24 protein-coding genes are annotated in these 25,138 nt (G+C 69.0%); 16 read left to right on the top strand and 8 right to left on the bottom strand.

The window, feature by feature from the left end:
* The first annotated feature begins 191 nt into the window (after positions 1-191).
* Complete coding sequence (locus tag ACZ5PO_RS20095; protein WP_464183412.1) at positions 192-977, top strand: transporter substrate-binding domain-containing protein; 786 nt, start codon at positions 192-194, stop codon at positions 975-977.
* A 75-nt stretch (positions 978-1,052) separates the two neighbouring features.
* Here ACZ5PO_RS20095 and ACZ5PO_RS20090 read toward each other — a convergent pair whose 3' ends face one another.
* Together ACZ5PO_RS20090 and ACZ5PO_RS20085 are read right to left on the bottom strand one after the other, a co-directional pair.
* Positions 1,053-1,940, bottom strand: a complete 888-nt coding sequence (locus ACZ5PO_RS20090; RefSeq protein ID WP_464183410.1) for an MBL fold metallo-hydrolase — start codon at positions 1,938-1,940, stop codon at positions 1,053-1,055.
* A gap of 12 nt (positions 1,941-1,952) precedes the next feature.
* Positions 1,953-2,828 (bottom strand): succinate--CoA ligase subunit alpha, encoded by an 876-nt coding sequence (locus tag ACZ5PO_RS20085; RefSeq protein WP_464183409.1) that lies wholly within the window; start codon positions 2,826-2,828, stop codon positions 1,953-1,955.
* Positions 2,829-3,266: 438 nt separating this feature from the next.
* On the opposite strand from ACZ5PO_RS20085, the gene ACZ5PO_RS20080 reads away from it, so the two are divergent.
* The 5 genes from ACZ5PO_RS20080 (at position 3,267) to ACZ5PO_RS20060 (ending at position 7,628) form a co-directional block, all read left to right on the top strand.
* Positions 3,267-4,526 carry an acetyl-CoA hydrolase/transferase family protein gene (locus ACZ5PO_RS20080; RefSeq protein ID WP_464183408.1) on the top strand — a complete coding sequence of 420 codons (1,260 nt, stop codon included), beginning with the start codon at positions 3,267-3,269 and terminating at the stop codon, positions 4,524-4,526.
* 15 nt (positions 4,527-4,541) lie between these two features.
* Positions 4,542-5,396: an HpcH/HpaI aldolase/citrate lyase family protein gene (locus ACZ5PO_RS20075; RefSeq protein ID WP_464183407.1), complete on the top strand. Its 855-nt coding sequence runs from the start codon at positions 4,542-4,544 to the stop codon at positions 5,394-5,396.
* A gap of 22 nt (positions 5,397-5,418) precedes the next feature.
* Complete coding sequence (locus tag ACZ5PO_RS20070) at positions 5,419-6,636, top strand: CaiB/BaiF CoA transferase family protein (RefSeq protein WP_464183406.1); 1,218 nt, start codon at positions 5,419-5,421, stop codon at positions 6,634-6,636.
* A gap of 34 nt (positions 6,637-6,670) precedes the next feature.
* Positions 6,671-6,988 carry a hypothetical protein gene (locus ACZ5PO_RS20065; RefSeq protein ID WP_464183405.1) on the top strand — a complete coding sequence of 106 codons (318 nt, stop codon included), beginning with the start codon at positions 6,671-6,673 and terminating at the stop codon, positions 6,986-6,988.
* A 301-nt stretch (positions 6,989-7,289) separates the two neighbouring features.
* Positions 7,290-7,628 carry a hypothetical protein gene (locus ACZ5PO_RS20060; RefSeq protein WP_464183403.1) on the top strand — a complete coding sequence of 113 codons (339 nt, stop codon included), beginning with the start codon at positions 7,290-7,292 and terminating at the stop codon, positions 7,626-7,628.
* Between the two features lie 280 nt (positions 7,629-7,908).
* Here ACZ5PO_RS20060 and ACZ5PO_RS20055 read toward each other — a convergent pair whose 3' ends face one another.
* Together ACZ5PO_RS20055 and ACZ5PO_RS20050 are read right to left on the bottom strand one after the other, a co-directional pair.
* Entirely contained in the window at positions 7,909-8,910 is a 1,002-nt protein-coding gene (locus tag ACZ5PO_RS20055; protein WP_464183401.1) for a helix-turn-helix domain-containing protein, read from the bottom strand.
* Positions 8,911-9,023: 113 nt separating this feature from the next.
* On the bottom strand, positions 9,024-10,010 hold the full coding sequence (locus ACZ5PO_RS20050) for a helix-turn-helix domain-containing protein (protein WP_464183399.1): 987 nt from the start codon (positions 10,008-10,010) through the stop codon (positions 9,024-9,026).
* Positions 10,011-10,379: 369 nt separating this feature from the next.
* On the opposite strand from ACZ5PO_RS20050, the gene ACZ5PO_RS20045 reads away from it, so the two are divergent.
* Positions 10,380-11,300, top strand: a complete 921-nt coding sequence (locus ACZ5PO_RS20045; RefSeq protein WP_464196946.1) for a formylglycine-generating enzyme family protein — start codon at positions 10,380-10,382, stop codon at positions 11,298-11,300.
* 14 nt (positions 11,301-11,314) lie between these two features.
* Here the strand turns inward: ACZ5PO_RS20045 and ACZ5PO_RS20040 are convergent, their stop codons facing one another.
* The 3 genes from ACZ5PO_RS20040 to ACZ5PO_RS20030 all read right to left on the bottom strand — a co-directional run bounded on the left by ACZ5PO_RS20040 (position 11,315) and on the right by ACZ5PO_RS20030 (position 14,598).
* Positions 11,315-12,469 carry an ATP-grasp domain-containing protein gene (locus ACZ5PO_RS20040; protein WP_464183398.1) on the bottom strand — a complete coding sequence of 385 codons (1,155 nt, stop codon included), beginning with the start codon at positions 12,467-12,469 and terminating at the stop codon, positions 11,315-11,317.
* Positions 12,470-12,480: 11 nt separating this feature from the next.
* Positions 12,481-13,248 carry an SDR family NAD(P)-dependent oxidoreductase gene (locus tag ACZ5PO_RS20035; protein WP_464183396.1) on the bottom strand — a complete coding sequence of 256 codons (768 nt, stop codon included), beginning with the start codon at positions 13,246-13,248 and terminating at the stop codon, positions 12,481-12,483.
* 132 nt (positions 13,249-13,380) lie between these two features.
* Positions 13,381-14,598 (bottom strand): CaiB/BaiF CoA transferase family protein, encoded by a 1,218-nt coding sequence (locus tag ACZ5PO_RS20030; RefSeq protein WP_464183394.1) that lies wholly within the window; start codon positions 14,596-14,598, stop codon positions 13,381-13,383.
* 310 nt (positions 14,599-14,908) lie between these two features.
* Between ACZ5PO_RS20030 and ACZ5PO_RS20025 the strand changes: the two genes are divergently transcribed.
* From ACZ5PO_RS20025 to ACZ5PO_RS19985, 9 genes are all read left to right on the top strand, one after another.
* Positions 14,909-16,099 (top strand): acyl-CoA dehydrogenase family protein, encoded by a 1,191-nt coding sequence (locus ACZ5PO_RS20025; RefSeq protein ID WP_464183392.1) that lies wholly within the window; start codon positions 14,909-14,911, stop codon positions 16,097-16,099.
* Between the two features lie 47 nt (positions 16,100-16,146).
* On the top strand, positions 16,147-17,289 hold the full coding sequence (locus ACZ5PO_RS20020) for an ABC transporter substrate-binding protein (protein WP_464183391.1): 1,143 nt from the start codon (positions 16,147-16,149) through the stop codon (positions 17,287-17,289).
* Between the two features lie 276 nt (positions 17,290-17,565).
* Positions 17,566-18,441: a branched-chain amino acid ABC transporter permease gene (locus ACZ5PO_RS20015; protein ID WP_464183390.1), complete on the top strand. Its 876-nt coding sequence runs from the start codon at positions 17,566-17,568 to the stop codon at positions 18,439-18,441.
* Entirely contained in the window at positions 18,438-19,421 is a 984-nt protein-coding gene (locus ACZ5PO_RS20010) for a branched-chain amino acid ABC transporter permease (protein WP_464183388.1), read from the top strand. Before ACZ5PO_RS20015 ends, ACZ5PO_RS20010 begins: the two co-directional genes overlap by 4 nt.
* Positions 19,418-20,206, top strand: coding sequence for an ABC transporter ATP-binding protein (locus ACZ5PO_RS20005; protein ID WP_464183386.1), 789 nt, complete (start codon positions 19,418-19,420; stop codon positions 20,204-20,206). Before ACZ5PO_RS20010 ends, ACZ5PO_RS20005 begins: the two co-directional genes overlap by 4 nt.
* On the top strand, positions 20,190-20,930 hold the full coding sequence (locus ACZ5PO_RS20000; RefSeq protein ID WP_464183385.1) for an ABC transporter ATP-binding protein: 741 nt from the start codon (positions 20,190-20,192) through the stop codon (positions 20,928-20,930). Before ACZ5PO_RS20005 ends, ACZ5PO_RS20000 begins: the two co-directional genes overlap by 17 nt.
* A gap of 111 nt (positions 20,931-21,041) precedes the next feature.
* On the top strand, positions 21,042-21,794 hold the full coding sequence (locus tag ACZ5PO_RS19995; RefSeq protein WP_464183384.1) for a GntR family transcriptional regulator: 753 nt from the start codon (positions 21,042-21,044) through the stop codon (positions 21,792-21,794).
* A gap of 134 nt (positions 21,795-21,928) precedes the next feature.
* Positions 21,929-22,711: an enoyl-CoA hydratase/isomerase family protein gene (locus tag ACZ5PO_RS19990; RefSeq protein WP_464183383.1), complete on the top strand. Its 783-nt coding sequence runs from the start codon at positions 21,929-21,931 to the stop codon at positions 22,709-22,711.
* A gap of 20 nt (positions 22,712-22,731) precedes the next feature.
* Entirely contained in the window at positions 22,732-23,688 is a 957-nt protein-coding gene (locus ACZ5PO_RS19985; protein WP_464183382.1) for a hydroxymethylglutaryl-CoA lyase, read from the top strand.
* A 31-nt stretch (positions 23,689-23,719) separates the two neighbouring features.
* On the opposite strand, the gene ACZ5PO_RS19980 is transcribed toward ACZ5PO_RS19985, so the two are convergent.
* Complete coding sequence (locus ACZ5PO_RS19980) at positions 23,720-24,895, bottom strand: iron-containing alcohol dehydrogenase family protein (RefSeq protein ID WP_464183381.1); 1,176 nt, start codon at positions 24,893-24,895, stop codon at positions 23,720-23,722.
* Positions 24,896-25,138 lie beyond the last annotated feature (243 nt).

Below are 25,138 nucleotides of genomic sequence, written 5' to 3'. Positions count from 1 at the left end.
GCCGACATCTGCGTTCTGATGCATCGCCGCCGGGCGACGAAGCGCTCGAGATTCAAGAACATGGAGTATTCCCGGCACTTGGGCGATCTCACCCGAGTACCCGGAACCGCTTGAACAGCCTTTCGGAATCGCGCGATCCTCGGCCGAGCTGCCCCTTTCGGGGCGGCCCTGGTAGCTCGACGGAACGGCCCATGCTGCGCGCGCTCGTCATCTGTCTGGTTCTGCTGTTTGGGCCTCTGCCGCAGCCAGCAGCTCGCGAGGCGATGCCCGCATCCCGTCTCGATGCGATCGCGGCGTCCGGAGTGCTCAGGGTGGGCTCGACCGGCGACTACAAGCCCTTCACCTATCGGGATGCCGCGACAGGCGAATTCTCCGGGTTCGATATCGACCAGGCGAAAAACCTGGCTGCGGCCCTTGGCGTCAGGCTGGAGATCGTTCCCACATCCTGGCCCAAGCTCATGGAGGATTTCGAAGCTGGCGCCTTCGATGTCGCCATGGGCGGCATCTCCATCACCTTCGACCGGCAGAAGAAGGGCTTGTTCTCGATTCCCTACATGAAGGACGGCAAGACGCCGATCGGCCGCTGCGCGGACAAGGACAGGTTCACCTCGCTGGCCGACATCGACAGGCCGGACGTTGTCGTCATCGTCAACCCGGGCGGCACCAATGAACGATTTGCCCGCGCGAATCTAAAGCAGGCCAGGGTCGTCGTTTGGGAGAACAATCCGAGTATTTTTGACGAGCTGGCCGCCGGCAGAGCCGACGTCATGATCACGGATGCCTCGGAAGCGCGCTACCAAGAGAAGCTGCACCCGCAAATCCTGTGCGCGGCGCATCCCGAAACGCCGTTCAACTTCGTCGAGAAGGCATACTGGATCCAACGCGACCCCTATCTGGCTGCCTTCGTGGATCAATGGCTGCACCAATCGATGCAGAACGGGACCTACGGCGCCATTTACGATCGATGGTTCAGATAGAGGGGACTCGGCGCTTCTTCGAATGGGATGAAGGCGCGAGCGGGCCGCGGTCGCTTCTTGTCGAAGGCAAGTCGGTCAGCGCGCCCAGACGAGCCGCGCCGCGTCACCGTCGCGGACGAGATGGCACGCCGTAGGCGGGGGCGAATGGCCGGTGAGGATGATCGTATCGGTATCGGCGTAGGCGGCGATCAGCCGGCGCGCCGTCGCTTCGCCGAGGGTCGGGTCGGTGTCCGGCCGCGACCGCCAGGCGGTATGAGCGAACTGGATGGCGTGGTGCACCGCGTCCGCGGTGAAGAAGGCGTGGCGCCCGCCGGAGCGGATGTGCACGCCCACCTGATGGAGCGTATGCCCCGGCAGCTCCTCGAGCCGGATGTCGAGGTCGGGGCCGTGCTCGAGCACGTGATCGGGCGGCACGAGCTGCGCGCGCCCCGCCTGTACCAGCGGCTCGACGCATTCGAGGAACGATGCCTTGGCCTGCGGCGTGCCGGCATCGCGGGCGTGCACGTCGCGCCACCAACGGTATTCCGGCTCGCTGAACAGGTAGGTGGCGTTCGGGAAGGTCGGCACGAAGCCCGCTCCGTCCTGCCGCACGTTCCAGCCGACATGGTCGACGTGGAGGTGGCTGCACACGACCAGGTCGACGGCCTCCGGCGCCACCGCCGCGCACAGGCGATCGAAGTACGGCGTCTCGAGCATGTGGAAGAACGGCACGGATGGGCGCTGCCGCAGATTGCCGGTGCAGGTGTCGATCAGGATCGTCCGTGTCGGCGTGCGCACCAGATAGGACTGCACGACGAGCTTCAGCTGGCCCGTCGCCCGATCGACGAGGCTCGGTCCGAGCGCGTCGTAGTCAGCCAGGACATCCGCCGCCGCCGCGTCGTGGAGCAGCCATTCCGGCTCGAAGGCGACCTCCATCTCGATCACGTTGTCGATGCGTGCCTCGCCGATGACGAGCGTGTCCATGGGTCGTGCTCCTCAGGCCGCGCTGGGCTCAAGCTCGCGCAGCCGCTCCAGGATCGCGTAGGGCGATGTGGCGATGAGCGCACCGGCCTCGGCGAGCGCCGCCGCCTTGGCCGCCGCGGTCTCGCGCTCGGCGCCGACCAGCGCCCCCGCATGCCCCATGCGTTTGCCGGCGGGGGCGTTACGCCCGACGATCAAGGCGATGATCGGCTTGCGGCTGGCCGCCACGAGGTCGAGCATCGCGTATTCCTTGGTGCCGCCGATCTCGCCGCAATAGACGAGGATGTCGGTGTCCGGGTCGTCCAGGTAGAGCTTCGCCCATTCGTGCGGATTGCGGCCGACGAGCATGTCGCCGCCGATATGCGTCACCGTGCTCTGCCCGAACCCGTGCTCGCTCATGATGCGCGCCACCGTCATCGTCAGCGTTCCGCTGCGGCCGATGAGCCCGATGCGGCCGGGCGCCGTGAAGCCCTGAGGGATCGAGCCCAAGATCGCCTGACCCGGCGTCGCCATGCCGGCGGTGTTGGGCCCCACGACCCACGTCCCCTTCTCGCGCGCATAGGCCAGGGCGCGGAGGGAATCGTGCAGCGGCACGAATTCCGCGGCGGCCAGCGCGAGCTTGATGCCGGCATCCGCGCATTCGACGATGGCGGCGCCGCAGCCTGCCGCCGGCACGTAGATCACCGCGGTGTCGGCCGCCGTCGCGACCACGGCTTCGGCGACGGTGTCGAACAGCGGGATGCCCTCGAAGGTTCCGCCGCCGCGGCCGACCGAAACCCCTGCCACGATCTGGGTGCCGCCCTCCTGCATCGAGCCCAGTTGCGCCCGCCCGTACGGCCCGGTCGCCGCCAGCGCCACCACTCTCGCCGAAGCCCGAAGCAACACAGCCATGACATCTCCCGTCAGCCCGGCGCGCCGCCCGGACGGGCCGGCGCGGGATCGTGCGAGGCCGTATGCGGCGACCGACGATCCACGCGGCCGAACCACCCACCTGATGGGCTAGCATGCGCCGAATATGACAACAAGCCTGTAAGATCGTTATTAGGTTAAGCTATTGCAGAGCGCAGCGCACGCGGGGCGACCGGCGGCGTCATGCTGCCGCCGGCGGCGGCGTCCGAAGATCGCCAAATTATCATGGTTTTCTAGGGCTCCGGGACGAAACCTTGCGACGCGCCGGATCGACCGGCTATCCCCTCGCCTTGACCGGTCATGAAGTTCTATATATGGGAAAATAATTTATTATAAAGCCGTTCGATCGGCGCGGGCGCTTGGCGCGGGCGGGTCGGCATAGCTTCGTGACTTCGGGCGACAATGCGGAGGGCGCCGCGCATGAGCAGGACCGGGGGCAGCAAATGGCGGTCCGCCGCCGATGCCGTGGATGCCGTCACATCCGGCATGACGGTCGGCCTCGGCCATGTCGGGGCCGAGCCGACCTCGCTCACGGCGGCGTTATGGCAGCGCGGCAACGACCTGCGCGACGTGACGCTGCTGTCGGGGATGATGCTCACCGGCTATCCGTTCCTCAAGCCGGGGGCCGGCAACGGTTTCAAGCTCAAGACCTGGTTCATGCCGGGCACCCTGCTCAGCGCGGACGCGCGCGACGTTCAGGCCGAGTACCTGCCGCTGAACTGGACCCAGACGGCCCGCTTCCTGCTGTCGGCCGCGATCGACGTGTCGCTCGTCCAGGTGAGCGAGGCGGACGCCAAGGGCTATCACAGCCTCGGCATCTCGACCGGCCAGCACCGTCCGATGATCCGTGGCACGAAGCTGGTCATCGCCGAGGTCAACCCGGCCATGCCCCGCACGCACGGAGATTCGCTGATCCACGAATCGGAGCTCGACATCCTGGTGCGGGCGGACCATCCGCTGATCGCCTTTCCGCACCGCGAGGGTGACGCGATCGACAGGGCCATCGGCCTCCGGGCCGCGGAACTGATCGGCGACGGTACGACGATCCAGTTCGGCATCGGCACCATTCCCGGCGCCATGCTCGACGGCCTCGTCGCGCTCGGCCGCAAGAACCTGAGGATCCTGTCGCAGATCAGCGATCCGGCCTGGAAGCTGATCGAGGCCGGCGCCTGCGTCGCCGAAGGCCCCAAGGCGGTCGTCGGCGAAGTTCTGGGCACCCAGGCGCTGTACGACTGGGCGCGCGACAACGCCGACCTCGTCATGACCGACGCGCTGTCGACGCACACGCTCGCGAGCCTCGCCACGCGCGAGCGTTTCGTCTCGGTCAACTCGGCGCTCGAGATCGACCTCTACGGCCAGGTCAATTCGGAAACGCTCGACGGCCGCCAGGTGGGCGCCATCGGCGGCAGCATCGACTTCGCAATGGGCGCCCAGCTCGAGGGCAACCTGTCGATCATCGCCCTGCGCTCCGCCACCAAGCGCGGCGAGGCGCGCATCGTGCCAGCGCTGAAACCCGGACCGGTGACGGTGCCGCGCAGCCTCGTGCAGATCGTGGTGACGGAGCACGGCGTCGCCGACCTGCGCAACAAGACCATGAAGGAGCGCGCCCAGGCGCTCGCCGCCATCGCCCATCCCGACCATCGCGAGGACCTGGCGCGCCGCGCGGCCGAGATCCGCTGAAGCATGGAGCCACACATGGACCAGGACGACGACCTCGGCCCGGCGCTGCTGTTCTGCCCCGGCGACCGGCCCGAGCGCTTCGCCAAGGCCGCGGCTGCCGCCGATCAGGCGGTGCTCGACCTGGAGGACAGCATCCTGCCCGACGGCAAGGACGCGGCGCGGGCCGCCGTCGTCGCCTATCTCGCGCAATCTCCAGCCCCGGCAATCGTGCGCATCAATCATCCGACGACGCCGCGCGGGCGCGCCGATGCCGCCGCCGTGGTCGCCGCCGGCGGCCGGACGCTGCTGCTGCCGAAGACGCAGTCCCGGGCGGAGGTCGACGACATCCTCGCCCTCCATGCCGGGGCCGACGCCCTGCGCCTGGTGATCACCGTCGAGACAGCGCGCGGCGTGCTTGCCCTGCCGGACATCCTGGCCAAGCCCGGCGTCGCCGCGGTCAGCTGGGGCCCCTATGATCTGGCTGCAGACATGGGGCTCCGCAACGCGCGCGACACGGCCGGGCAGTTGCTGCCGCCGCTCGTTCACGCCCGCGACCAGATCCTGCTCTGCGCTGCGGCGGCACGAACGACGGTGCTCGACACCGTGACCGCCGAATTGCGCGATCCGGCCTTTCTGGCCCGCGACGTGGAGGCCGCGGCGGTCCTCGGCATGCGCGGCAAGTTCGCGATCCATCCGGCCCAGGTCGAGGTGATCCGCCGCGCCTTTCTGCCGAGCGCCGACGAGGTCGAGCGTTGCCGCCGCCTGCTCGCCGCCGTCCCGGCCCATGGTGCTTTTCTGTTCGAGGGCGATATGGTCGACGAGCCGATGCTGCGCCGCGCCAGACGCACCATCGCGCTCGCGGAGCAAGCCGGCATACCCGGCCGCGCCTGAACGAAACCTTGGAGGCTGGCCGATGAGCAGCACGCCGATGAACGGCCCCCTCGAGAGCGGCGGCATCGCCTGCCGGGGACTTCGGGTCATCGACACGTCGCGCGTTCTCGCCGGCCCCTATTGCGGCACCATCCTCGCCGACCTGGGCGCGGACGTCATCCGCGTCGAGCATCCCGTGCAGATGGACGAGGTGCGCAGCTGGTCGCCCGTCGTCGACGGCGTCGCCGCGGCGTTCATCGCTGTCAACCACAGCAAGCGCGGCATCGCCATCGACCTGGCGCGGGAGGACGGCCAGGAGATCTTCCGCCGCCTGCTCGCGACGGCCGACGTGCTGATCGACAACTACCGGCCGGGGACGCTGGAGCGCTTCGGCTTCGGCCGCGACGTCATCGAGGCGCTCAACCCGAGGCTGATCCACTGCGCCATCCGCGCCTTCCCCACGGGCACCAGCGCCGAGGCGCTGCCGGGCTACGAGGCGTCGATCCAGGCCTATAGCGGCATCATGGCCATGACCGGCGAGCCTGACGGCGAGCCGGTGCGCTGCGGCCCGAGCGTCGTCGACATGGGCACCGGCCTGGTCGCGACGATCGCCATCCTGGCGGCGCTGCGCGAGCGCGACGTCACCGGGCGAGGCGGCCGCGTCGAGCCGGCGCTGCTGCGCACCGCGACGAACCTGATGGGGTTCCAGCTCGCCTCGTACGCGCACGGCGGCGTCGCACCACAGCGCCAGGGCAGCGGCCATGCCTCGCTCGTTCCCTACGGCAGCTTCCACACGGCCGACGGCCCCGTCCTCCTGGCAGCCAGCAACGACCGGCTCTGGGCCCGGCTATGGAGCGTGCTCGCCCCTGAAGCCAAGGACGAGCTTCCTTTTCCCATGCTCGCCGACCGGGCGGCGGCACGCGGCGCGGTCAACGATCTCGTCGCGGCCAAGGTGGCCGGCTGGTCGCGCGAGGCCCTGCTCGCGGCGCTGATCGAGGCCGGCGTCCCCGCCGCCCCGGTGCAGACACTGCCCGAGTACATGGCCGACCCCACCCTGGAGAGCGCCGGGGTGCTGGAGCGCATCGCATTGTCGCCGGCCCGCGACATCCAACTCGCCGGCCGCCTGTTCGGCACCGATACGCCGCCGCGGCCGCGGCAGCCGCCGCCGGCGCTGGGCGAGCACACGATGCAGATCCTGGCCGATCTCGGCTATGCCGACGCGGAGCGCGAGCGCCTGCAGCGCGGCGGCGCGGTGCGGTGACCGCCCGTATGATCATCGACGGAGGGACGAAGCGATGATCCTCGAAGTCACCGATGCGCAGCTGGCGCTTCTGGAGCACGACAATCTGCGGGCCTTCAAGGTCTGCGCGAAGGGGCCGCGGCGGGGGCTCGACGGCATGCGGCAGGCGCTCGCGGGCCGCATCAGCTTTCCCGACGACGCAACAGCGTGGGTTGCCGAGCAGACCCTGCGGCAGTGGCCGACGCTGAAGGACAGCGCCGCATGGCAGCAGGCCCTGACGACCATGATCGAGAAAGCCCGGCCGCACGGCTGGATCGATCCCGCCACCGGCGCGATCAAAGCGCACGTCGAGTGGGCCGACGACGGGGCTTGAGCCCGCCAGGCACGGCGTGACGACCGGGGGCCGCGCCGAGTTGCGCCCCTGCGCCCGGCGGAGCATTCCGGGACAGCGGCAACCGGAATCGGATTGAGCATCGCCACACATTTGCTTGGCCGAAAGCGCATAGACGGTCTTAGTCGTGGTGAGCAAGTTGCAAGAGCGGTGCTGCGTCGGCCGACGACCGACGCCGGAATAACGTCCGGATGCAACGCCGAATATTGGCCGGATCACCGCTTCCCAGCAAACGATTGTCTCACGACGACCGAATCGTGACCAACGCGAATTGGAGGCCATCATGAAAACGGCTTACGCAATTCTCTCCGTCACCGCTGTCGCGCTTGCCCTGTCGGGCCAGACATTCGCGAATTCGCAAGATAGCACCGCCTCGTCGCGCCAGGCGACAGGCGCGCTCATGCTTGCGCAAAGCACGGGCGGTAATCAGGGCACCGACAGGCCGGGCCCCGGCGGCGGCCCGATCAGCACCGGCCGCGATGCTCAGGGCAACTACGGCTCGCAGAGCACGGGCGGCAATCAGGGCACCGACAGGCCGGGCCCCGGCGGCGGCCCGATCAGCACCGGCCGCGATGCTCAAGGCAACACCGGCTGCCAGAGCACCGGCGGCAACGCCTGCTGAGCGGGCAAGTCACCGTGCTTCGCCATGAGCGGCGCGCGAGCGACTGTCTCTGGCATCGCACCGCGTGCCACACCAGAGCATTTCGCCATGGGATGGGACCATCCACATGGCAGATGATCATGCTCTAACGCGCCCGGATCGCGGCGTCATTCGCCGCGATCGCGGGCCGTTTGCCGTGCCCGCGCCACACGATCACCCCCCGCGTGATGCGCCTCGCTCTAAGTCTTTGTCTCGAGCGTGATCTCGTCCAAAACCGTTGTCTACTTTTTGGGATCATGCTCTATCTGCCGCGGACGTCGCCGGCGACAGCCGGCGCCCGCGCATACTTGAGCGCGGAACGGAGCGTCGTCTCGGGGCTCTCGCCGAAGGCACGACGGTAGTCGTCGGCAAACCGGCCCAGCCGCTTGAAGCCGAGCGAGCGGACGATCGGGCCCACCGTGGTAGTGGCAGGGTCGGTTTCGCGCAGAAGCGCCCGCGCGGCCCGCAAGCGGATCGCCAAGTGATAGGCGCTCGGCGTCAGGCCGGCGAAGCGGCCGCAGATCGAGTGGAGCGTTCGGGCGGGCACGGCGATGTCCTGCGCCAGCTCGCCGATCGGCCGTGGCTGCTGCAACTGGAGCGCCAGGCAGTCGTCGAAGCGCGCCAGGATCGCCCCGTGTCGCACCCGGGTCGCGACGCGGCGCTTCGGCTCGTAGGAGGCGGGTGCAGTTGCCAGGCAGCCGACGAGCGCCGCGATGAGCTCCTGCTCCAACGCCCGCGCCACCTCCGGGTTGGCCAATCGCTCGGGTGCCGAGGCCGCAAGCTCGGCGATGTCGTCACGAAGCCCGGCGAGGGCGGCAAATGTGCTGCGCCGCGGCCGCACCACACCCTCCGCCTTCGGCATGGCAAGGCGCTCGCCGGTCAGGTCCGCGTAGCAGTCGAGCAGCAGCCGCGCCGGCAACATCACCCACGCCCAGCTCCCCGCGCCACGCATCAGATGGTATAGTCGTGTGCCCGGAGCTACCAGCATGAGCTCGCCCGGCCGCAGCGCCGTGCCCTGCCATGCCTGGCTCGTCGCCTGGCGGGTCGGAAAGACGATGACCGCGCTGTCGTCGTCCACGTGGGCGATGCCGAGCCGGGCACCTGACTCGTCGACCGCGAGCAGACGGAGCTGGCCGATGGCGACGCGGAGTACGCGGGCCGGAAACGGGCTGGCCGCGCTCACCACGTGGTCGAAGCGCAGGTCAACGATCGCCGCCTGAAAGCTCTCGGAATCGGGGCAGATCGTGACCGGACTGCACTGCATAGGGGGATCCCGGCCGGGACGAGCGGCGGCGCACTGGACCATGTCTGGCATGACTCCAGGCCCGCGCAGCATGTCCGGTCAGGATGCCCGAGCCGGCGAAGCTGTCTATGCAATCACGGCCAGACGCGATGGACGTGGCGAGCCGTGTACTCGGCCGGCGGGCGGCCGAGCGTGGCGCGCGGCAGTTCGCCGAAGGCACCGTGGTAGGCGCCTGAAAAGCGCCCCAGTTCCCAGAAGCCGAGCCCGGTGGCGATCTCCGTGACCGACGTCGCGCGGGGATCGCCCTCGAGCAGGCGCTGACGGGCGAGATGCAGGCGGCGCAGGAGCAGATATTGGTTGGGCGCCATGCCGAGCTGCTCCTGGCAGCAGCGGCGCAGGGTCCGCTCGGAGGCGCCGACGGCCTTGCACACCTCGGACAGGTAGAGCGAACGGTCCGCGTTCCGGTAGATCATGTCCTCCAGACGCTTCATCACGGCGGCGTGCTGACGGTAGGAATAGGCCGGCTCGATACTGACGGCCTCGGTCAGGCAGTCCACCATGGCGTGGGTGAGCGCACTTTCGAGCGCGCGCGCCACCTCGTGATGGGCGAGCCGCTCGGGCGCTTCCCTCGCCAGGCGCCGCGCATCGGCGTGCAACGCCGTCAGCCGCGCCATGGCCGCGTCGCTCGGCCGGAGCACAGCCGTCTCGCGCGGCACGACGATGTCGTGCCCCGCGATGGCTCGGGCCGCCGCCTGGAGGTCGTCGGGCGTGAGCGACATGGTCGCCCACTGGACCGCCGACTCCGTCCGCTGGAAATGCGCCGAGCCAGGGCCCCAAACGACGACCATCCCAAGCTTCAGGTCGACGCCGCCCGTCTGCAGCGTTGGCGCCTCGGGGCCAGGCAGGAAGAAGATCGGCACCCGGTCCGGTGCAAGCTGGATGTGGGCCGACCGCGGCAGGCTCTCGGAGCCGGCCTGCATCCACAACCTGTCCAGGTCGACCTGCAGAAGTTCGGCCGCAAAGTCTCCCTTTTCGGCCACGATGCCGCGCACATTTGCGGCGCGCAGCGTCTCTTCATAGTGATATGGATCAGTGAACTGATGGTTTGCGATTCTGACCATGAGTAGACCGATCAGTTGGCAATCGCTTCCGCGCAATCCACAGCATCTAACTGCGGAATGTCGCTTGACGTTCTGGCTACGACCTGACGTCACCTCAGCTATACAAGACTGTCGCGCTCCCGACAATCAAACCGGTGCGCCAGTTGTCTGCTTGGCCGAAAATACATAGCTTGCTGCCGGGCCGTTCGGATCCTAAGGACCAGGGCGCGCCGCGATGGCGCCAGAGTGCTTCGCGATCGGGCGAGCTCACCGGATCGTGAAAGAAGCGCGCCGGGTCGCGTGTCGACCCCCGTGGGGAGAAGCGTCGTGAACCGATCCAGCAACGCCCGCCATCGTCCCGGTTCCGCACCCGCGCCCGCCGAGACCGGCATGGTCTGGATCGAGGGCGGACAATTCCGCATGGGCTCCGACAAGCACTATGCCGAGGAGCGCCCCGCCCATCCGGCCGAGGTCAGCGGCTTCTTCATCGACGCGACGCCCGTCACCAACGCCCGGTTTCGGGCCTTCGTCGAGGCCACCGGCCACGTCACCATGGCCGAGACGCCGCCGGACCCGAAGGATTATCCCGGCGCATTGCCGCATATGCTCAAGGCCGGCTCGCTCGTGTTCTCCCCGCCCGACCATCCGGTGAACCTGCGCGACTGGAGCCAGTGGTGGAGCTTCCGCTTTCGCGCCAACTGGCGGCGGCCCACCGGGCCGGGCTCGTCGATCAAGGGCCTGGACGACCACCCGGTCGTGCACGTCGCGTATCGGGACGCCGAGGCCTATGCCGCCTGGGCCGGCAAGGCGCTGCCGACGGAAGCGGAATGGGAGTTCGCAGCGCGGGGCGGCTTGGCGGAGGCGGAGTTTGCCTGGGGCGACGAGCTGACCCCGGGCGGCCGCCACCTGGCCAACACCTGGCAGGGCGAGTTCCCGTTCCAGAACCTCGCCAGCGACGGCTTCGAGCGGACCTCGCCGGTGCGGGCCTTCCCGCCCAACGGCTATGGCCTCTACGACATGATCGGCAACGTCTGGGAATGGACCACGGACTTCTGGTCCACCCGCCATGCCGAGCCGGCGCCCAAGGCGTGCTGCGTGCCGCTCAATCCGCGCGGCGGTCCGGAGGCGGACAGCTACGACCCCGGCCAGCCGGCCGTCCTCATCCCGCGCAAGGTGCTCAAGGGGGGGTCGCACCTGTGCGCGCCGAACTATTGCCGGCGCTACCGCCCCGCCGCCCGCCATGCCGAGCCGGTGGACACGTCCACCAGCCACGTCGGCTTTCGCTGCGTGCTGCGCCCGACGGCCGACTGAGGCGCCCGGCAGGTTCAGGCGCCGCCGGCAATCCGCAGCCGTAGCGCCGCCACCAGCTCCGACGGCTCGGACACGCAGTCGTAGCCGAGCTCGGCGAAGGCCGCCTTCGCCTGCGCCACGCTCATCTCGCGCAGGGCCGGTCCCGTCGCGGCAAAGCCGACGACGACCGGCTTCGACGGCTGGCGCCGGCGGATCGTCTCGATCAGACTCACGACGGCCGGTTGCAGGGATGTGGCCGACAGCGTGAAAAAGGCGCCGATCGCCTTCACCTCCGGGTGCTCGGCGCGATCGAACACCAGCTCGGCCATGCGCGTGAAAGCCGCCATGCCGCTGCCGCCGATCGTGTCGCAGAAGTTGGCGGCAGCCAGTCCGCTCTCGGCGAGGAGGTCGACCAGAGCCATGCCGAGCCCCGCTCCGCCCGACATCAGCGCCACGTTGCCGGGCAGCTCGACGAAGGTCACGCCGGCGTCGTCGGCCTGTGTCTCCAGCACCGTCAGGCCAGCGTGGCGCAAGCGGTAGGAGGGCAGCGCCCGCCAGGAGGGGTGGCGGGCCGCCGCCGCGTTGTCGACCGACATCTTGCAGTCGAGCGCCACCACATCGCCGGCCGCCGTCACCACCAGCGGGTTGATCTCCAGCAGGTCGGCGTCCTCGGCCCGGAACACCCGATAACTGTCGGCGGCGAAGCGCGCGACGGCGCCGAGGGTCCGGCCCCCGACGCCGGCATCCCGCAGGAAGGCGATGAAGTCGTGGGGGAAGGCGTCCCGCAAGGGGCTCACCCGCAGCTGGCACAGGCTGCCGGCGTGGCTCTCGATCTCGATGCCGCCGTTGACGGAGAACATCAGCACCGGCTGCTGCGCCACGTCGTCGATGCGCCAGCCGAGGTAGTATTCGTGCGCAATGGCGACCCTGTCCTCCAGGAGGACGAGCGGCTCCTCGCCGCGCTCCCGCAGCGCTCGGCGGATGGCATCGACGCGGTCCGCCGCATCGTCCACCTCGATCAGTTGCACGAGGCCGGCCTTGCCGCGCCCGCCGGCCAGGATCTGCGCCTTCGCCACCGCGGGCGCCTGCACCACCACCTCGTCGTCCGGGCCGAGCAGCCGGGCGTTGGCGGGAACTGGAAGCCCGGCGCGGCGGAGCAGGTCCTTGCCGTCAGCCTCGATCATGCGCATGCCCGCCTCCCTCACTCGGCCGTATAGCCGCCGTCGACCGTGTAGGCGGCGCCCGTCACATAGGCGGCCCGGTCGGAGCAGAGCCAGACCACGAGCTCGGCGATCTCCTCGGGCGTACCGAGGCGACCGAGCGGCGTGCGCTGCTCCAGCTTGCTGCGCCGCTGATCCAGGTTCGTCTGGATCAGCGGCGTCTCGATGTAGCCCGGGCAGACGACATTGACGCGGATCGAGGCTGCGCCGTACTCGATGGCCGCCGCCTTGGTGAGTCCGACGACGCCGTGCTTGCTCGCGGTGTAGGCCGCCGCCGTCCGCAGGCCCACGAGGCCGCCGACGGAGGCCGTGTTGACGATGGCGCCGCCGGCCGCCTGCATGGCCGCGATCTCGTGCTTCATGCACAGCCAGACCCCGGTCAGGTTGACGGCGATGATCCTGTCCCAAGCGTCGCGCGGGATCTCGGCCGTGCGTTTGCCGGAGCTTCCCGTCTCGGTGCCGCCGATGCCGGCGTTGTTGAAGGCGCCGTCCAGGCGGCCGAAATGCCGGATCGCGCTCTCGACCATGGCCGCGATGTCCTCTTCGCGCGACACGTCGGCCACGGCGTGTTGCGCGTCGCCGCCGGCCGCGCGCACCGCCTGCGCGACGGCCTCGGCGCCGGCCTGGCTGCGGTCGGCCGCGAGCACGCGGGCGCCCTCCCGCGCCAGCGCGAACGCCGCGGCACGGCCGATGCCGGACGCCGCCCCGGTGACCAGCACCACCTTGTCGCGGCAGATGCCCTCGCCCATGGCCCTCGCTCCTCCAGCTCTGGAGCGCTTTGCGATTGGATGGAACCACCCAATTGCAGAAAAGCGCTCCAGATTCAAAAAGTTATGAGCATTCCTCTGCAATTGGATGAGATCATCCAATTGCGAAATGCTTTAGCTTCTGGCCGCCGCGGCGTCTTCGCCCGCCGCCTGGACCGCGCCTGAGGCGCGCAGGGCGGCGATGGCATCGGCCCCGTATCCGAGGGCCGTCAGAATCGCCGCCGTGTGCTCGCCGAGGAGCGGCGGCGGCGATCCGAAGTCGCGTGGCTGGCCGTCGAACAGGATGGGCATGCCGACCGTCTGAATGGGACCGACGACGGGGTGCTCGACAGCGCCGATGATGCCGCGTGCGATCGTATGCTCGTGCCGCAGCACGTCCTCCAGGCTGTTGACCGGAGCGCAGGGCACGCCGATGGCATCGAGCTTCGCCAGCAGGTCGTCGGCGCGCCAGGCGCGAACGATGTCCTGCACGATCCCGACGGTCTCCTCGCGATGGGCGACGCGGCTCGCGTTGGTGGCGAACCGCGGATCCTCGGCAAGGCGCTCCAGCCCGAAGGCGCGGCAGAAATTCTGCCACAGCTTGTCGTTGGCGACGCCGATAAGCACCGGCTTGTCGCTGCAGTCGAAGGCCTGATAGGGCACGATCCCGGCGTGGCGCGAGCCGATGCGGGTCGGCAGTGAGCCGTTGGCCCAATAGGCCTGCAGCAGATAGCCGACGAAGGCGACGGCGGTCTCGAAGAGGGACACCTCGATATAGGCCCCCTCGCCCGTCTGGCCGCGCCGCATCAGCGCCGCCAGGATGCCGACGACGGCATGATGGCCGGTCGTCTGATCGATCGGCGAGAAGGGGACACGGACGGGGCCGGCCCCCTCCTCCCCGGTGAGGCCCATGATGCCGCTGAAGGCCTGCAGGATCATGTCGTAGCCGCGCGCCTCGCGCAGCGGCCCGGTGCGGCCGAACCCCGAAATGGTGCAGTAGACCAACCGGGGATTGCGCGCCTTGAGCGATTCGTAGTCGATGCCGAGCCGCTCGGCGACCCCCGTCGCGCTGCTCTCGATGACCACGTCGGCGTCGTCGACTAGGCGCCGGGCGATCTCCAGGCCCTCCGGCCGCTTCAGATCGATGGCGATGCTGCGCTTGCTGCGGTTGGCGCAGAGAAACGCGGTGCTGGTGCCGTTCTGGAAGGGAGGCCAGGTCCGACTGTCATCACCGGCGCCGCACGACTCGACCTTGACGACATCGGCGCCGAGGTCCGCAAGGGTCTGTGCGCAGAGCGGACCGGCGAGAACCCGGCTGAAATCCAGTACGCGCATCCCAGCCAGGGGCTTCATGGCGCCGATCATATCTCATCCTCGTTCAAGAAACGGCGGAGCCTCCGCCGGAGCACGCCGCGGAGGGCGGCCCTTTCTGCGCTTACCAGCCCCGGCGCTCGCGCTCAAGAGTTTACTTCTATTCCTGATTTTAGGCCTAATTTCGGTCAACATCGGTGATGCTGCAGATAAATCAACGCGCCGCATGGTGACAACGGATCTGTAATTCCGTTATTAATCATAGCCGCGGGCAGCCGCCGAACCTGCATATGGAGCGGCCGCTGCGTCGGACGCAAGGCGCGCCGCGATTACCGCGCCCGGAGAGAAGCACGTGAACGATTTCAGCTGGTTGCCGTCAGGCGTGGACCTCACCCCCGAGCGTCGGCAGATCTGCGAGGCCGTCAAGGCCCTGTGCGATCGCTTCGACGACGGCTATTGGCTCGATCTGGACAACAAGCACCAGTTCCCGCACGAGTTCCATGCGGCCATGGCGCGCGACGGCTGGCTCGGCATCACCATGCCGGAGGCGTACGGCGGCGCCGGCCTCGGCGTGACCGAAGCCGCCCTGCTGATGCAGACCGTCGCCAACTCGGCAGGCGCCATCGCGGCGTGCTCGACCTTCCACATCAACCTGTTCGGGCCGCACCCGGTGCTGCTGTACGGCACGGAAGAGCAGAAGAAGCGCATCATTCCGCCGCTGGTGCGCGGCGAGGACAAGGTGGCGTTCGGCGTGACCGAGCCCGACGCCGGCCTCGACACGACCAGCATCACCACGCGCGCCGTGAAGGACGGCAACCGCTACATCGTCAATGGCCAGAAGGTGTGGACCACGACGGCGCAGCAGGCGAACAAGATCCTGCTGCTGACCCGGACCACGCCGCGCGAGAAGTGCGCCAAGCGCACCGATGGCCTGACGCTATTCTACACCGACCTCGACCGGCGCTACATCGAGGTGCGCGAGATCGACAAGCTCGGACGCGCCGCCGTCAACTCGAACGCCACCTTCTACGAGAACCTGCCGGTGCCGGAGGAGGACCGGATCGGCGCGGAAGGCGACGGCTTCCGCCTGCTGCTGGACAGCCTCAACCCCGAGCGCATCCTGGTCGCGGCCGAATGCGTCGGCGTCGGGCGCCGCGCCCTCGCCAAAGCCGCCGCCTATGCCAGCGAGCGCGTCGTCTTCGGCCGGCCGATCGGCCAGAACCAGAGCATCCAGCATCCTTTGGCGCAAAGCTGGATGGCCCTCGAAGCGGCCGATCTGATGGTCTGGAAGGCAGCCTCTCTCTACGATTCCGGGCAGCCGTGCGGGGCCCAGGCCAATGCCGCGAAATTCCTGGCGGCGGACGCTGCCTTCGACGCCTGCGACCGGGCGGTGCGCACCCATGGCGGCTTCGGCTACGCCAAGGAATACCACGTCGAGCGCTACCTTCGCGAGATCATGCTGCCGCGCATCGCCCCGGTCAGCCGCGAGATGATCATGTGCTTCATCGCCGAGCGCGTGCTCGGCCTGCCCAAGTCCTACTGAATCAATCGGAATCCGGCCCTACCGGATCACTCAGGGAGGGGATTGTCATGCAAGTCACTCGGCGTCTGAGCCTCGTCGCCGCGGCGGCGCTGCTCCTCGCGCCCTCGGCACGGGCCGAGGAGCCGATCAAGATCGGCGCCGTCCTGGCGCTGACCGGTCCGGCCGGCGTCTACGGCGCGCCGGCGGCGCAGGGCCTGCGGGTCGCGCTCGACGATCTGCCGGGCAAGCTCGTGGCCGGGCGGCCCTACAAGCTGACGATCTACGACAGCGAGGGCAACTCGACCAAGGCCGTGCAGCTGTTCCGCCGCCTCGTCGACAGCGACGGGGCCGACGTGATCGTTGGCCCGTCGACGAGCGGCGAATCCCTCGCGGTCGTCCCCGTCGCCAATCAGCTCAAGGTACCGATGCTCTCGGGCGGCGGCTCCGAGAAGATCACCAACCCGGTCACCCCCTACGCCTTCGCGCTGGCCCCCACCGACCGGCTGATGGTGGAGTTTCTCCTCGGCGTGCTCAAGCAACGGGGGCTGACCCGCGTCGCCCTGGTCTACTCGATGGACGGCTTCGGGCAGTCCGGCGGCACCATCGTGCAGGAACTCGCCGCCCAGTCGGGGATCGAGCTGGTCTCCGTCGAGACCTTCAGCCCCCAGGACACCAGCATGACGCCGCAGCTCATCCGCATCCGCGAGAAGAGCCCGGATGCCGTCATCGCCTGGGCGCCCAACCCGGGGCCGACCATCCTGCTCAAGAACGCGGTCGAGATCGGCTACAAGGTGCCGGTCTTCCTCAGCACCGCCAACGCGCTGTCGTCGTTCACCAAGCAGACGGGCCCGGCCGCCGAAGGCGTCTACGCCTCGGCCTTGCCGATCATCAATCCCGCCAGCCTGCCCGACAGCGATCCCCGCAAGGCGCCGTCGGTGAAGTTCGCCGAGGCCTACCAGGCGCGCTACGGCGTGCCGCCGGACCAGACATCGGGCCTCACCCTCGATGCCGTCCTGATCATCGAGGCCGCGGCCAAGAGCATCACGGGCCCAATCACGCCCGACAGCTTGCGCGCCGCGATCGAGACCGTGCGCATCTGCGGCGCCGACGGCTGCCGCGTCGGCACGCCGACCGATCATCGCGGCCTGACGAAGGATTCGCTGGTGCTGATGCAGGTGCAGAACGGCCAATGGGTGACGGTGCAGCCGTAAAGGTGGGCGGCGCCCCAACCAAGGCACCGCGTCATGGTGAGCATCAAAGGTTGTAGTCCGCTTTATAGATCTAACTGTCGCACATGATCGTCAGCAGAGGCCCACGTAGATGGCTATGACCGCCGCCGCAGGGCCTCCGCGTTGATTGACTTATGACTATTGATAGAACTACCTTACCGGCGCCATGACGGGCGGCTGGGATCGGAGGAGTGGAACGATGTCCCGAGATGCCGACAGAGCCGCAACGGCGCGCGGCCAGGCCGCGGAGCGGCGACCGTGACGCAGCTGTTGCAGACCCTGCTCGCCGGGCTGACCACCGGCGCCATCTATGGCCTGATCGCGCTGGGCTTCACCATCGTGTTCAACGCGACCAAGGTCACCAATTTCGCCAACGGCGATTTCGTGATGATGGGCGGCGTCGTGTGCGCCGGCCTGATCACGCTCGGCCACTGGCCGCTGCTGCTCGCCGTGCCGGCGACCATCGTGAGCGTCACGGCGCTCGGCGCGGCTCTCGACATCTTCGGCATCCAGCGCGCCCGGCGCAAGACCGTGCTCAGCCTGGCGATGATCACCATCGGCTTCAGCGTGCTCTATCGCGGGCTGATGCAGGTGGTGGTAGGCCGTGACGTGATGTTCGCGCCGGCCTTCGGCGTCATCCCCGATATCCGCACGGCGTCGCTCTACGTCGGCTCGCAGAGCCTGTGGATCCTGCTGGCGCTGGGCGTGATCAGCGGCGGGCTGTCGTATCTCTTCCTCGAAACGCGCCTGGGCAAGGCGATGCGGGCGGCGAGCCAGAGCCCGCGGGCTGCGGCCCTGTGCGGCATCGACCCGCGGCTGATGTCGATCGCGGCCTTCGCCATGGCCGCCGCGGTCGGTGCCGTCGCCGGGGCGCTGATCGCGCCGATCGGCGCGGCCTTCTACGATTACGGGCTGGTCTTCGGCCTCAAGGGCTTCGCCGCGGCCGTGCTCGGCGGCTTCGGCAGCCCGGTCGGCGCCGTCGTCGGCGGGCTCCTGCTCGGACTGATGGAAAGCATCGCCGCCGGCTATCTGGCCTCGGCCTACAAGGACGCGGTGGCGCTGGCGGTCCTGCTCGGGCTGCTGCTGGTGTGGCCGAGCGGCCTGTTCGGCCGCGTCGAGGCGAGGCGCGTATGATGGCCCGTTCTTTCCTCGCCCGGCGTTACCGGAACGACCTGATCGGCATCGCCATCCTGGCGGTGGCCATCGTCATCGGCGGCACGACGATCGCCAAGTCGTACTACCTCACGATCCTGATCTACTCCGGCATCTACGCCATCGCCGCGCTCGGCATGTTCGTGCTGTTCGGCATCGCCGGCCAGATCTCCATCGGCCAGGCGGCGTTCTTCGGCGTCGGCGCCTACACCAGCGCCCTCGTCGCGACGCGCTCGGGCCTGCCGCCGATCGTGGCGGTCGCCGGCTCGACCGCCGTCGCCGCGGTGTTCGGCTGGCTGGTGTCACGGCCGTTGCTGCGGCTGACCACCAACTACCTGGCCATGGCGACGCTCGCCTTCGGGGTGATCTGCTTCATCCTGTTCGCGCAGCTCCGCTCGCTCACCGGCGGCATCGACCCGGGCATCGTCTCGATGCCCGGCTTCACGGTGGCCGGGTTCGATCTGTCGAGCGCGCGCGCGATGTACTTCGTCGTCGGCGCCGCCCTGTGCGGCACCATCCTGCTCGTCCTCAACCTGGTGCACAGCCGCGTCGGCCGGGCGCTCCGGGCGCTCCGGGGATCGGAGGTCGCCACCGCCGGCCTCGGCGTCGACGTCGTCCGCTACAAGGTGGCGGCCTTCACCGTGGCGGCAGGGCTCGCCGGGCTCGCGGGCGCGCTCTTTGCCTATTTTCAGAGCGCCTTCAACGCCTCGGTCTTCAATGTCGGGCTGTCGATCGAGCTGCTGCTGATGGTCATCGTCGGCTCGGTGTCGAGCCCCTGGGGCGCCTTGTTCGGCGCCCTGTTCGTCACCATCCTGCCCACCTTCCTGGAAGACTTCGAACAGTATAAGCTCTTGATCTATGGAGTGATCTTGACGATCGTCATGATCTACATGCCGGATGGCTTCGGCAGCACGGTCATCCAGTTCGGCCAGCGGCTGACGCGACGGGCGGCGACGTCATGACGTTCGTCATCCAGGGTTTCGAAAAGCGCTACGGCGGCCTCGTCGCGGTCGACGGCGTCAGCCTTACGCTGGCGCCGGCGCAGGTCACCGCCATCATCGGCCCCAACGGCGCCGGCAAGACGACGCTGATCAACCTGATGAGCGGCGTGATCCTGCCGGATGCGGGCACGATGCACCTCTTCGGCGAGGACGTCACGCGGGCGACCCCGCATGTGCTGGCCGAGCACGGCCTCACCCGGACCTATCAGAGCCCGCAGCTGTTCGCCGACATGAGCGTGCTCGAAACCGTCATGGTCGGCGCCCATCTCGCCGGACGCGCCGGTTTCCTGTCGTCCATGCTGCGCCTGCGCTCGATCCGGCGCGAGGAGGAGGAACTGGAGGCACGGGCGCGCGCGGCACTGAGCCGGGTCGGCCTGCCGGACACGCTGCTCGATCGCGATACGATGGACCTCGCCTACGGGCACCAGCGACGGGTGGAGATCGCGCGGGCGCTGGCGACCGGGCCGAAGGTCATCCTTCTCGACGAGCCGGCCGCCGGCCTCAACCCGAACGAGACGCACGAGATCGCCGATCTGATCAGCGACCTGGCCCGCGAAGGCTACGCCGTGGGCCTCGTCGAGCACGACATGGACATGGTGATGGGCATCTCCAACCGAATCGTGGTGATGAACTTCGGCCGCAAGATCGCGGACGGCACGGTCGACGAGATCCAGTCGGACCCGGCCGTGATCGAGGCCTATCTCGGCGCGGCCGAGGGGGAGGCGACCCATGCTTGCGTTGCGTGACGTCACCGCCCGCTATGGCGCGATCCGCGCGCTCGAGGGCGTGTCGCTCGACGTCGCCCAGGGCGAGATCATCTGCCTGATCGGCGCCAACGGCGCCGGCAAGTCGACGACCCTGAACGTCATCTCCAACGTCGTGGCCGCGCAGAGCGGCGAGGTGACGTTCGAAGGCGAGCCGCTGCTCGGCCGCTCGGCGAGCGCCACCGTCCGCCGGGGCGTCATCCAGGTGCCCGAGGGACGCCTCGTCTTCCCCGACCTGACGGTGCTCGAGAATCTCGAGATGGGGGCCTACACGCAGGCGCAGGCCCGCTTCGGGCCGACGCTCGACGCGGTGTTCCAGCTGTTCCCACGCCTGGCCGAACGGCGCACGCAGCTCGCCGGGCTGATGTCCGGCGGCGAGCAGCAGATGCTCGCCATCGGGCGCGCCCTGATGGCGCATCCCAAGCTGCTGCTGCTCGACGAGCCTTCCATGGGGCTTGCCCCGCTCGTCATCGCCGACATCTTCCGGGCATTGCGGCGCCTGCGCAGCGAGCTGGGCTGCACCATCCTGCTGGTCGAGCAGAACGCTCGCGCGGCGCTGGCGCTTGCCGACAGGGGTTATGTTCTGGCAAACGGCCGAATCACCAAATCGGGCCCGGCGGCCGAGCTCATGCGCGACAGCGCCATCCAGGAGGCATTCTTGGGGAAACGTCGGGCCAGGCGTCCGGAACTTGCAGCCCATGGGTAGCGTCGGCGGGCTTAGTGGCGGCACGCCGCAAGAACGACGTAAACTGCACGACACGGTGCCGCGAGTCTCGCAACGGTTGCGGGCTTGGCGCCATCCCCAGAGGTTCCGGCCATGAATTATACGATGCTGCAGCCTGGTCCCGTGACGCTCTACGCGCAGGTTGCCAGCATACTGCGCGACCGCATCATCAGTGGCAGCTGGAAGAACCGTGAGGACATTCCGACCCTGGACGAACTCGCCAAGCAGTTGTCCGTTGCCCGCGTAACGGTTCGGCAGGCGGTCCAGATGCTGTCGTCGGAGGGGCTCCTCTCCAGCCAGCGCGGGCGGCGGACCTACGTGACCTACGACCTGGGCGAGGCCACCGACCAGAGCCCGTTGTTCTCGTCGGTCGGCTCGGTCGACAGCGAGGGCGTCAACTACGGCGTCGAGATCCTGTCGCGGGAGAAGGTGGCGACGCTGCCGCCCCGGCAAGTCTCGCTCGGCGTGCCCATGGGCGACTACGTCCGCATCCGCAAGATCGACAGCCAGTCCGGCGTTCCCTACGCGATATCCGAGAACTACATCGCCGCCTCGGTGGTGCGACGGTTTCCCAAGGGGGCCGAGAAGAAGGTCAAGCTGAGCCGGCTGACCCGCGACTATGCCAATCCGCCGATCGAGAAAGCCATGGAGGTCATCACTGTCGGAACGATCGGCTACGAGGAGGCGACCCGCTTGCAGGCGCCACTGTCGAGCGCCGTCGCCAAGGTGACCCGCCTGTTCTTCGGGCCCGAGCAGACGATCATCTACTACGGCACCCTAACCTACCGCGCCGAGCGCTTCCGCATCGAGCGGGACATCTCCGACCTCGTGGTCCAGCGGCCGTAACGCCGGCCGCGGCGGCCGCGAGCCGCATTGCATTCCGGCAACTAAGCCTGTAGTCCTACAAATAGAATTTATGGCCGCGACGCTCGCGGCCAGCGTGCGGATCTCGACCCGCACCGATCAGGGAGAGGACCACCATGGCTCAGGCAAACCCCGTCAGCGTCACGACCCGTGACGGCGTCGCCCGTCTCACCATCGACCGGGCCGACGCACGCAACGCGCTGAACGACTCGGTTATGGCGGCGCTCACGGCGGCGATCCGCGACGCTCAGGCCGACACGACGACGCGCGCCATCGTGGTGACCGGAGCCGGCGATCGCGCCTTCTGCGCCGGGGCTGACCTCAAGCCCGATTCCAAGACCTTCGGCTTCGACTACGCGCGGCCCAACACCGTCTATGCCGACCTGCTGCGGACGGCCAGCAATTGCACGCTGCCGCTCGTCGCCCGCGTCAACGGCGCCTGCATGGCCGGCGGCATGGGCATCTTGAGCATGTGCGACATGGCGGTGGCGAGCGAGGAGGCGCGCTTCGGCCTACCCGAGGTCAAGATCGGGCTGTTTCCGATGCAGGTGGCGGCGCTGCTGCAAATGGTGCTGCCGCGTACCAAGTTCGCCGAGATGTGCATCACCGGCGAGCCGATCACCGCGGCCGAGGCCCTGCAATACGACCTCGTCAACTACGTCGTGCCCGCCGTCGAGCTCGACGCCAAGGTCGACTGGCTGCTGGCGCGCATCGTCGACAAGTCGCCGACCGCCATCCGGCGCGGCAAGTATGCGCTGCGCGCCATGCAGGACATGACCTTCGAACAGGCGCTCGGCTACGCCGAGGTGCAGATCGGCAGCATCGTCCATACGGAGGACGCCACCGAGGGCCTCAAGGCCTTCAACGAACGGCGGCCGCCGGCCTGGACCGGCCGCTGACGGCGCGAGGACGGCCACCCATGGGCACCGATCTGCCGAGCCGCATCCGGATCTTCGAGGAAGGCCCGCGCGAGGGCTTTCAGAGCGAGCCGCCGGGAATCCCGACGGTCGCGAAGGTCCGGCTGATCGAGGCGCTCGCCGCGACCGGCCTCACGGACATCGCCTGCTGCTCCTTCGTCGACCCCAGGCGCCTGCCGCAGATGGCGGATGCGGAGGCGATCGCGGCGTCGATGCAGCGCCGGCCGGGCGTCGCCTATCGCGGCCTGTGGTTGAACGGCGCCGGCTTCGATCGCGCCCGGGCGACCTCGCTCGACCTGCGCCCGATCGTCTTCGCCAGCGCCTCGACGACCTTCGGCGAGCGCAACAACGGGCGCTCGCCGGCCGGCATGCTGGAGGAGCAGAGGCGGCTGATCGCCCGCTACCAGGCCGCGGGCCTGAAGGTCGAGGCGGCCTACGTGTTCACCGCCTTCGGCTGCAACTACGAAGGCGATATCGCCACCACCACTGTCGTCGAGCGCCTGGCCGAGCTGATGGCGGTCTGCGCCGAGGCCGACGAGCGGCCGGGCCTTGCGGTCCTATGCGACACGGTCGGTGCGGCCAATCCGCTGCTCGTCGAACGCGTCGTTGGCGCGGTGCGCGAACGTTGGCCCGACCTCGCCATCGGCCTGCACCTGCACGACACGCGCGGCCTGGGTCTCGCCAACGCCATGGCCGGCCTGCGCCTCGGCGTGGCGCATTTCGACAGCTCCTGCGCCGGCCTCGGCGGCTGCCCGTTCGCCGGCAATCGGGCCGCGGCCGGCAACATCGCGACCGAGGACCTGGCCTTCCTGTGCGGCGAGATGGGCATCGCCACCGGCCTCGATCTGGAGGCGCTGATCGAGGCGGCGAACCTGGCGGAGGAGATCGTCGGCCATCCGCTGCCGGGGCGCACCATGAAGGGCGGCTCGCTGGCGCGCTTCAGGTCGCGGCCCGTCTGAGCGACACCGGCGACGACGCGCGGCCGGCGGGTCACCAGGCGGCGCGCAGGATGTCGACGAGCTCATCGGCGGAGCCGACCGGGCGGGCGTTCTGGTGCAGGAACCAATCGTGCCCGGCGTCGGCGGCCACCTGCGGCAGGCCGGCCTCATCGACGCCGAGGTCGCGCAGACGGCGCGGGATCGGCAGCTCGGCGAGGATCGCCTCGACCGCCGCCGCGACGGGCTCGATGTCGTCGTGGGCGGCAGCGACGCCCAGGAGGTCGGCGAGGTCGGCTAACCGGCCCTGAGTTGCCGGCGCGTTGAAGCGCATCGTGTGGGGCAGCAGAACGGCGTTCGCGAGCCCGTTGTCCAGGTGAAACCGCGCCCCGAGCGCATGGCCGAGCACCGAGGCGAGCGCACCCGTCGTATAGTCGGTGCCCTGGCCGCACAGCAGGGCTGCGAGCATCAGCTCGCCCCGCGCATCGAAATCGTCCTCGCCGGTGCCGAGCTGCCGCATGCGCCGGCTGAGCAGGCGCAGCGCATGGATCAGCAGCGCGTCCGCCAGCGGCTCGCGCGTCGTCGATTCCAGGCCCTGGACGGCCATGACGAAGGCGTTCAGCGCAGCGCCGCGCACCAGATCGGCCGGCGCCCCCATAGCCAGCGCCGGATGGATGAACAGCGCCTGCGCCCGCGTCTTCGGGTCGAACAGGGTGAGGCGCAGGTTGCTGGCCGGATCGAGGACGGCGGTGCCGGCCTTGCCGTAGGCCGTCGTCGGCGTCGTCGCCACGACCAGCTGCGGCAGCTTGGGCTGCGCCAGCTTGGGGCTGACCGGCGGGCGGCCCGGACGGATCTGCGTGCACAGCTCGTGGATGTCGCGCCCTTCCGCGAGCAGGATCGCTGCGGCCCTGGCGGTGACGACGGCGGAGCCGCCTCCCAGCGCCACCACCGCATCCGCCTCCGCGCCGCGCAGCGCCTCGGCCGCGGCCTGCACCGCCGGCAGCGGACTGTGGGCGCGCACACCGTCGAAGACCCCGGCGAGCCGGTTGCCGAGCCCGGAACGCGCGAGGATGGCGACGCCGTCGCCGCGCGCGACCGAGGCCCCGCACACGACGACGGCCCGCCTACAACCGAGCCGGTCGAGCTCGGGACCGAGCTGGCCCAGGCTGTCGGCACCGTAGTGAACGCGGAAAGCCGGCGTGACGTGGCGGAACGAATGCAGCTGAGGCACGGGTGATGTCCTGCGTCTTGCCGCGAGGCGGCCGCGCCGCCGCGGGTCGCGGGCGGCCATCGATAAGTAGTACCAAAACTAGAACTTTTTGACCTCTGCGGCAAGGGATGCGGCCGTGCCGGTGGCTCGCGATGGCGCGGCATGTGGGGTCGACGTGGGCTTTGACGTCGATTCAGTTATTAATAGATTATCTATTATAAAAATAGATGACTTGACTTTTCTGTCGCCATATCTGACGAAAAC

It is taken from the genome of Chelatococcus sp. KU-N122 (assembly GCF_055391085.1).
This window is presented reverse-complemented; position numbering and strand designations above follow the sequence as displayed.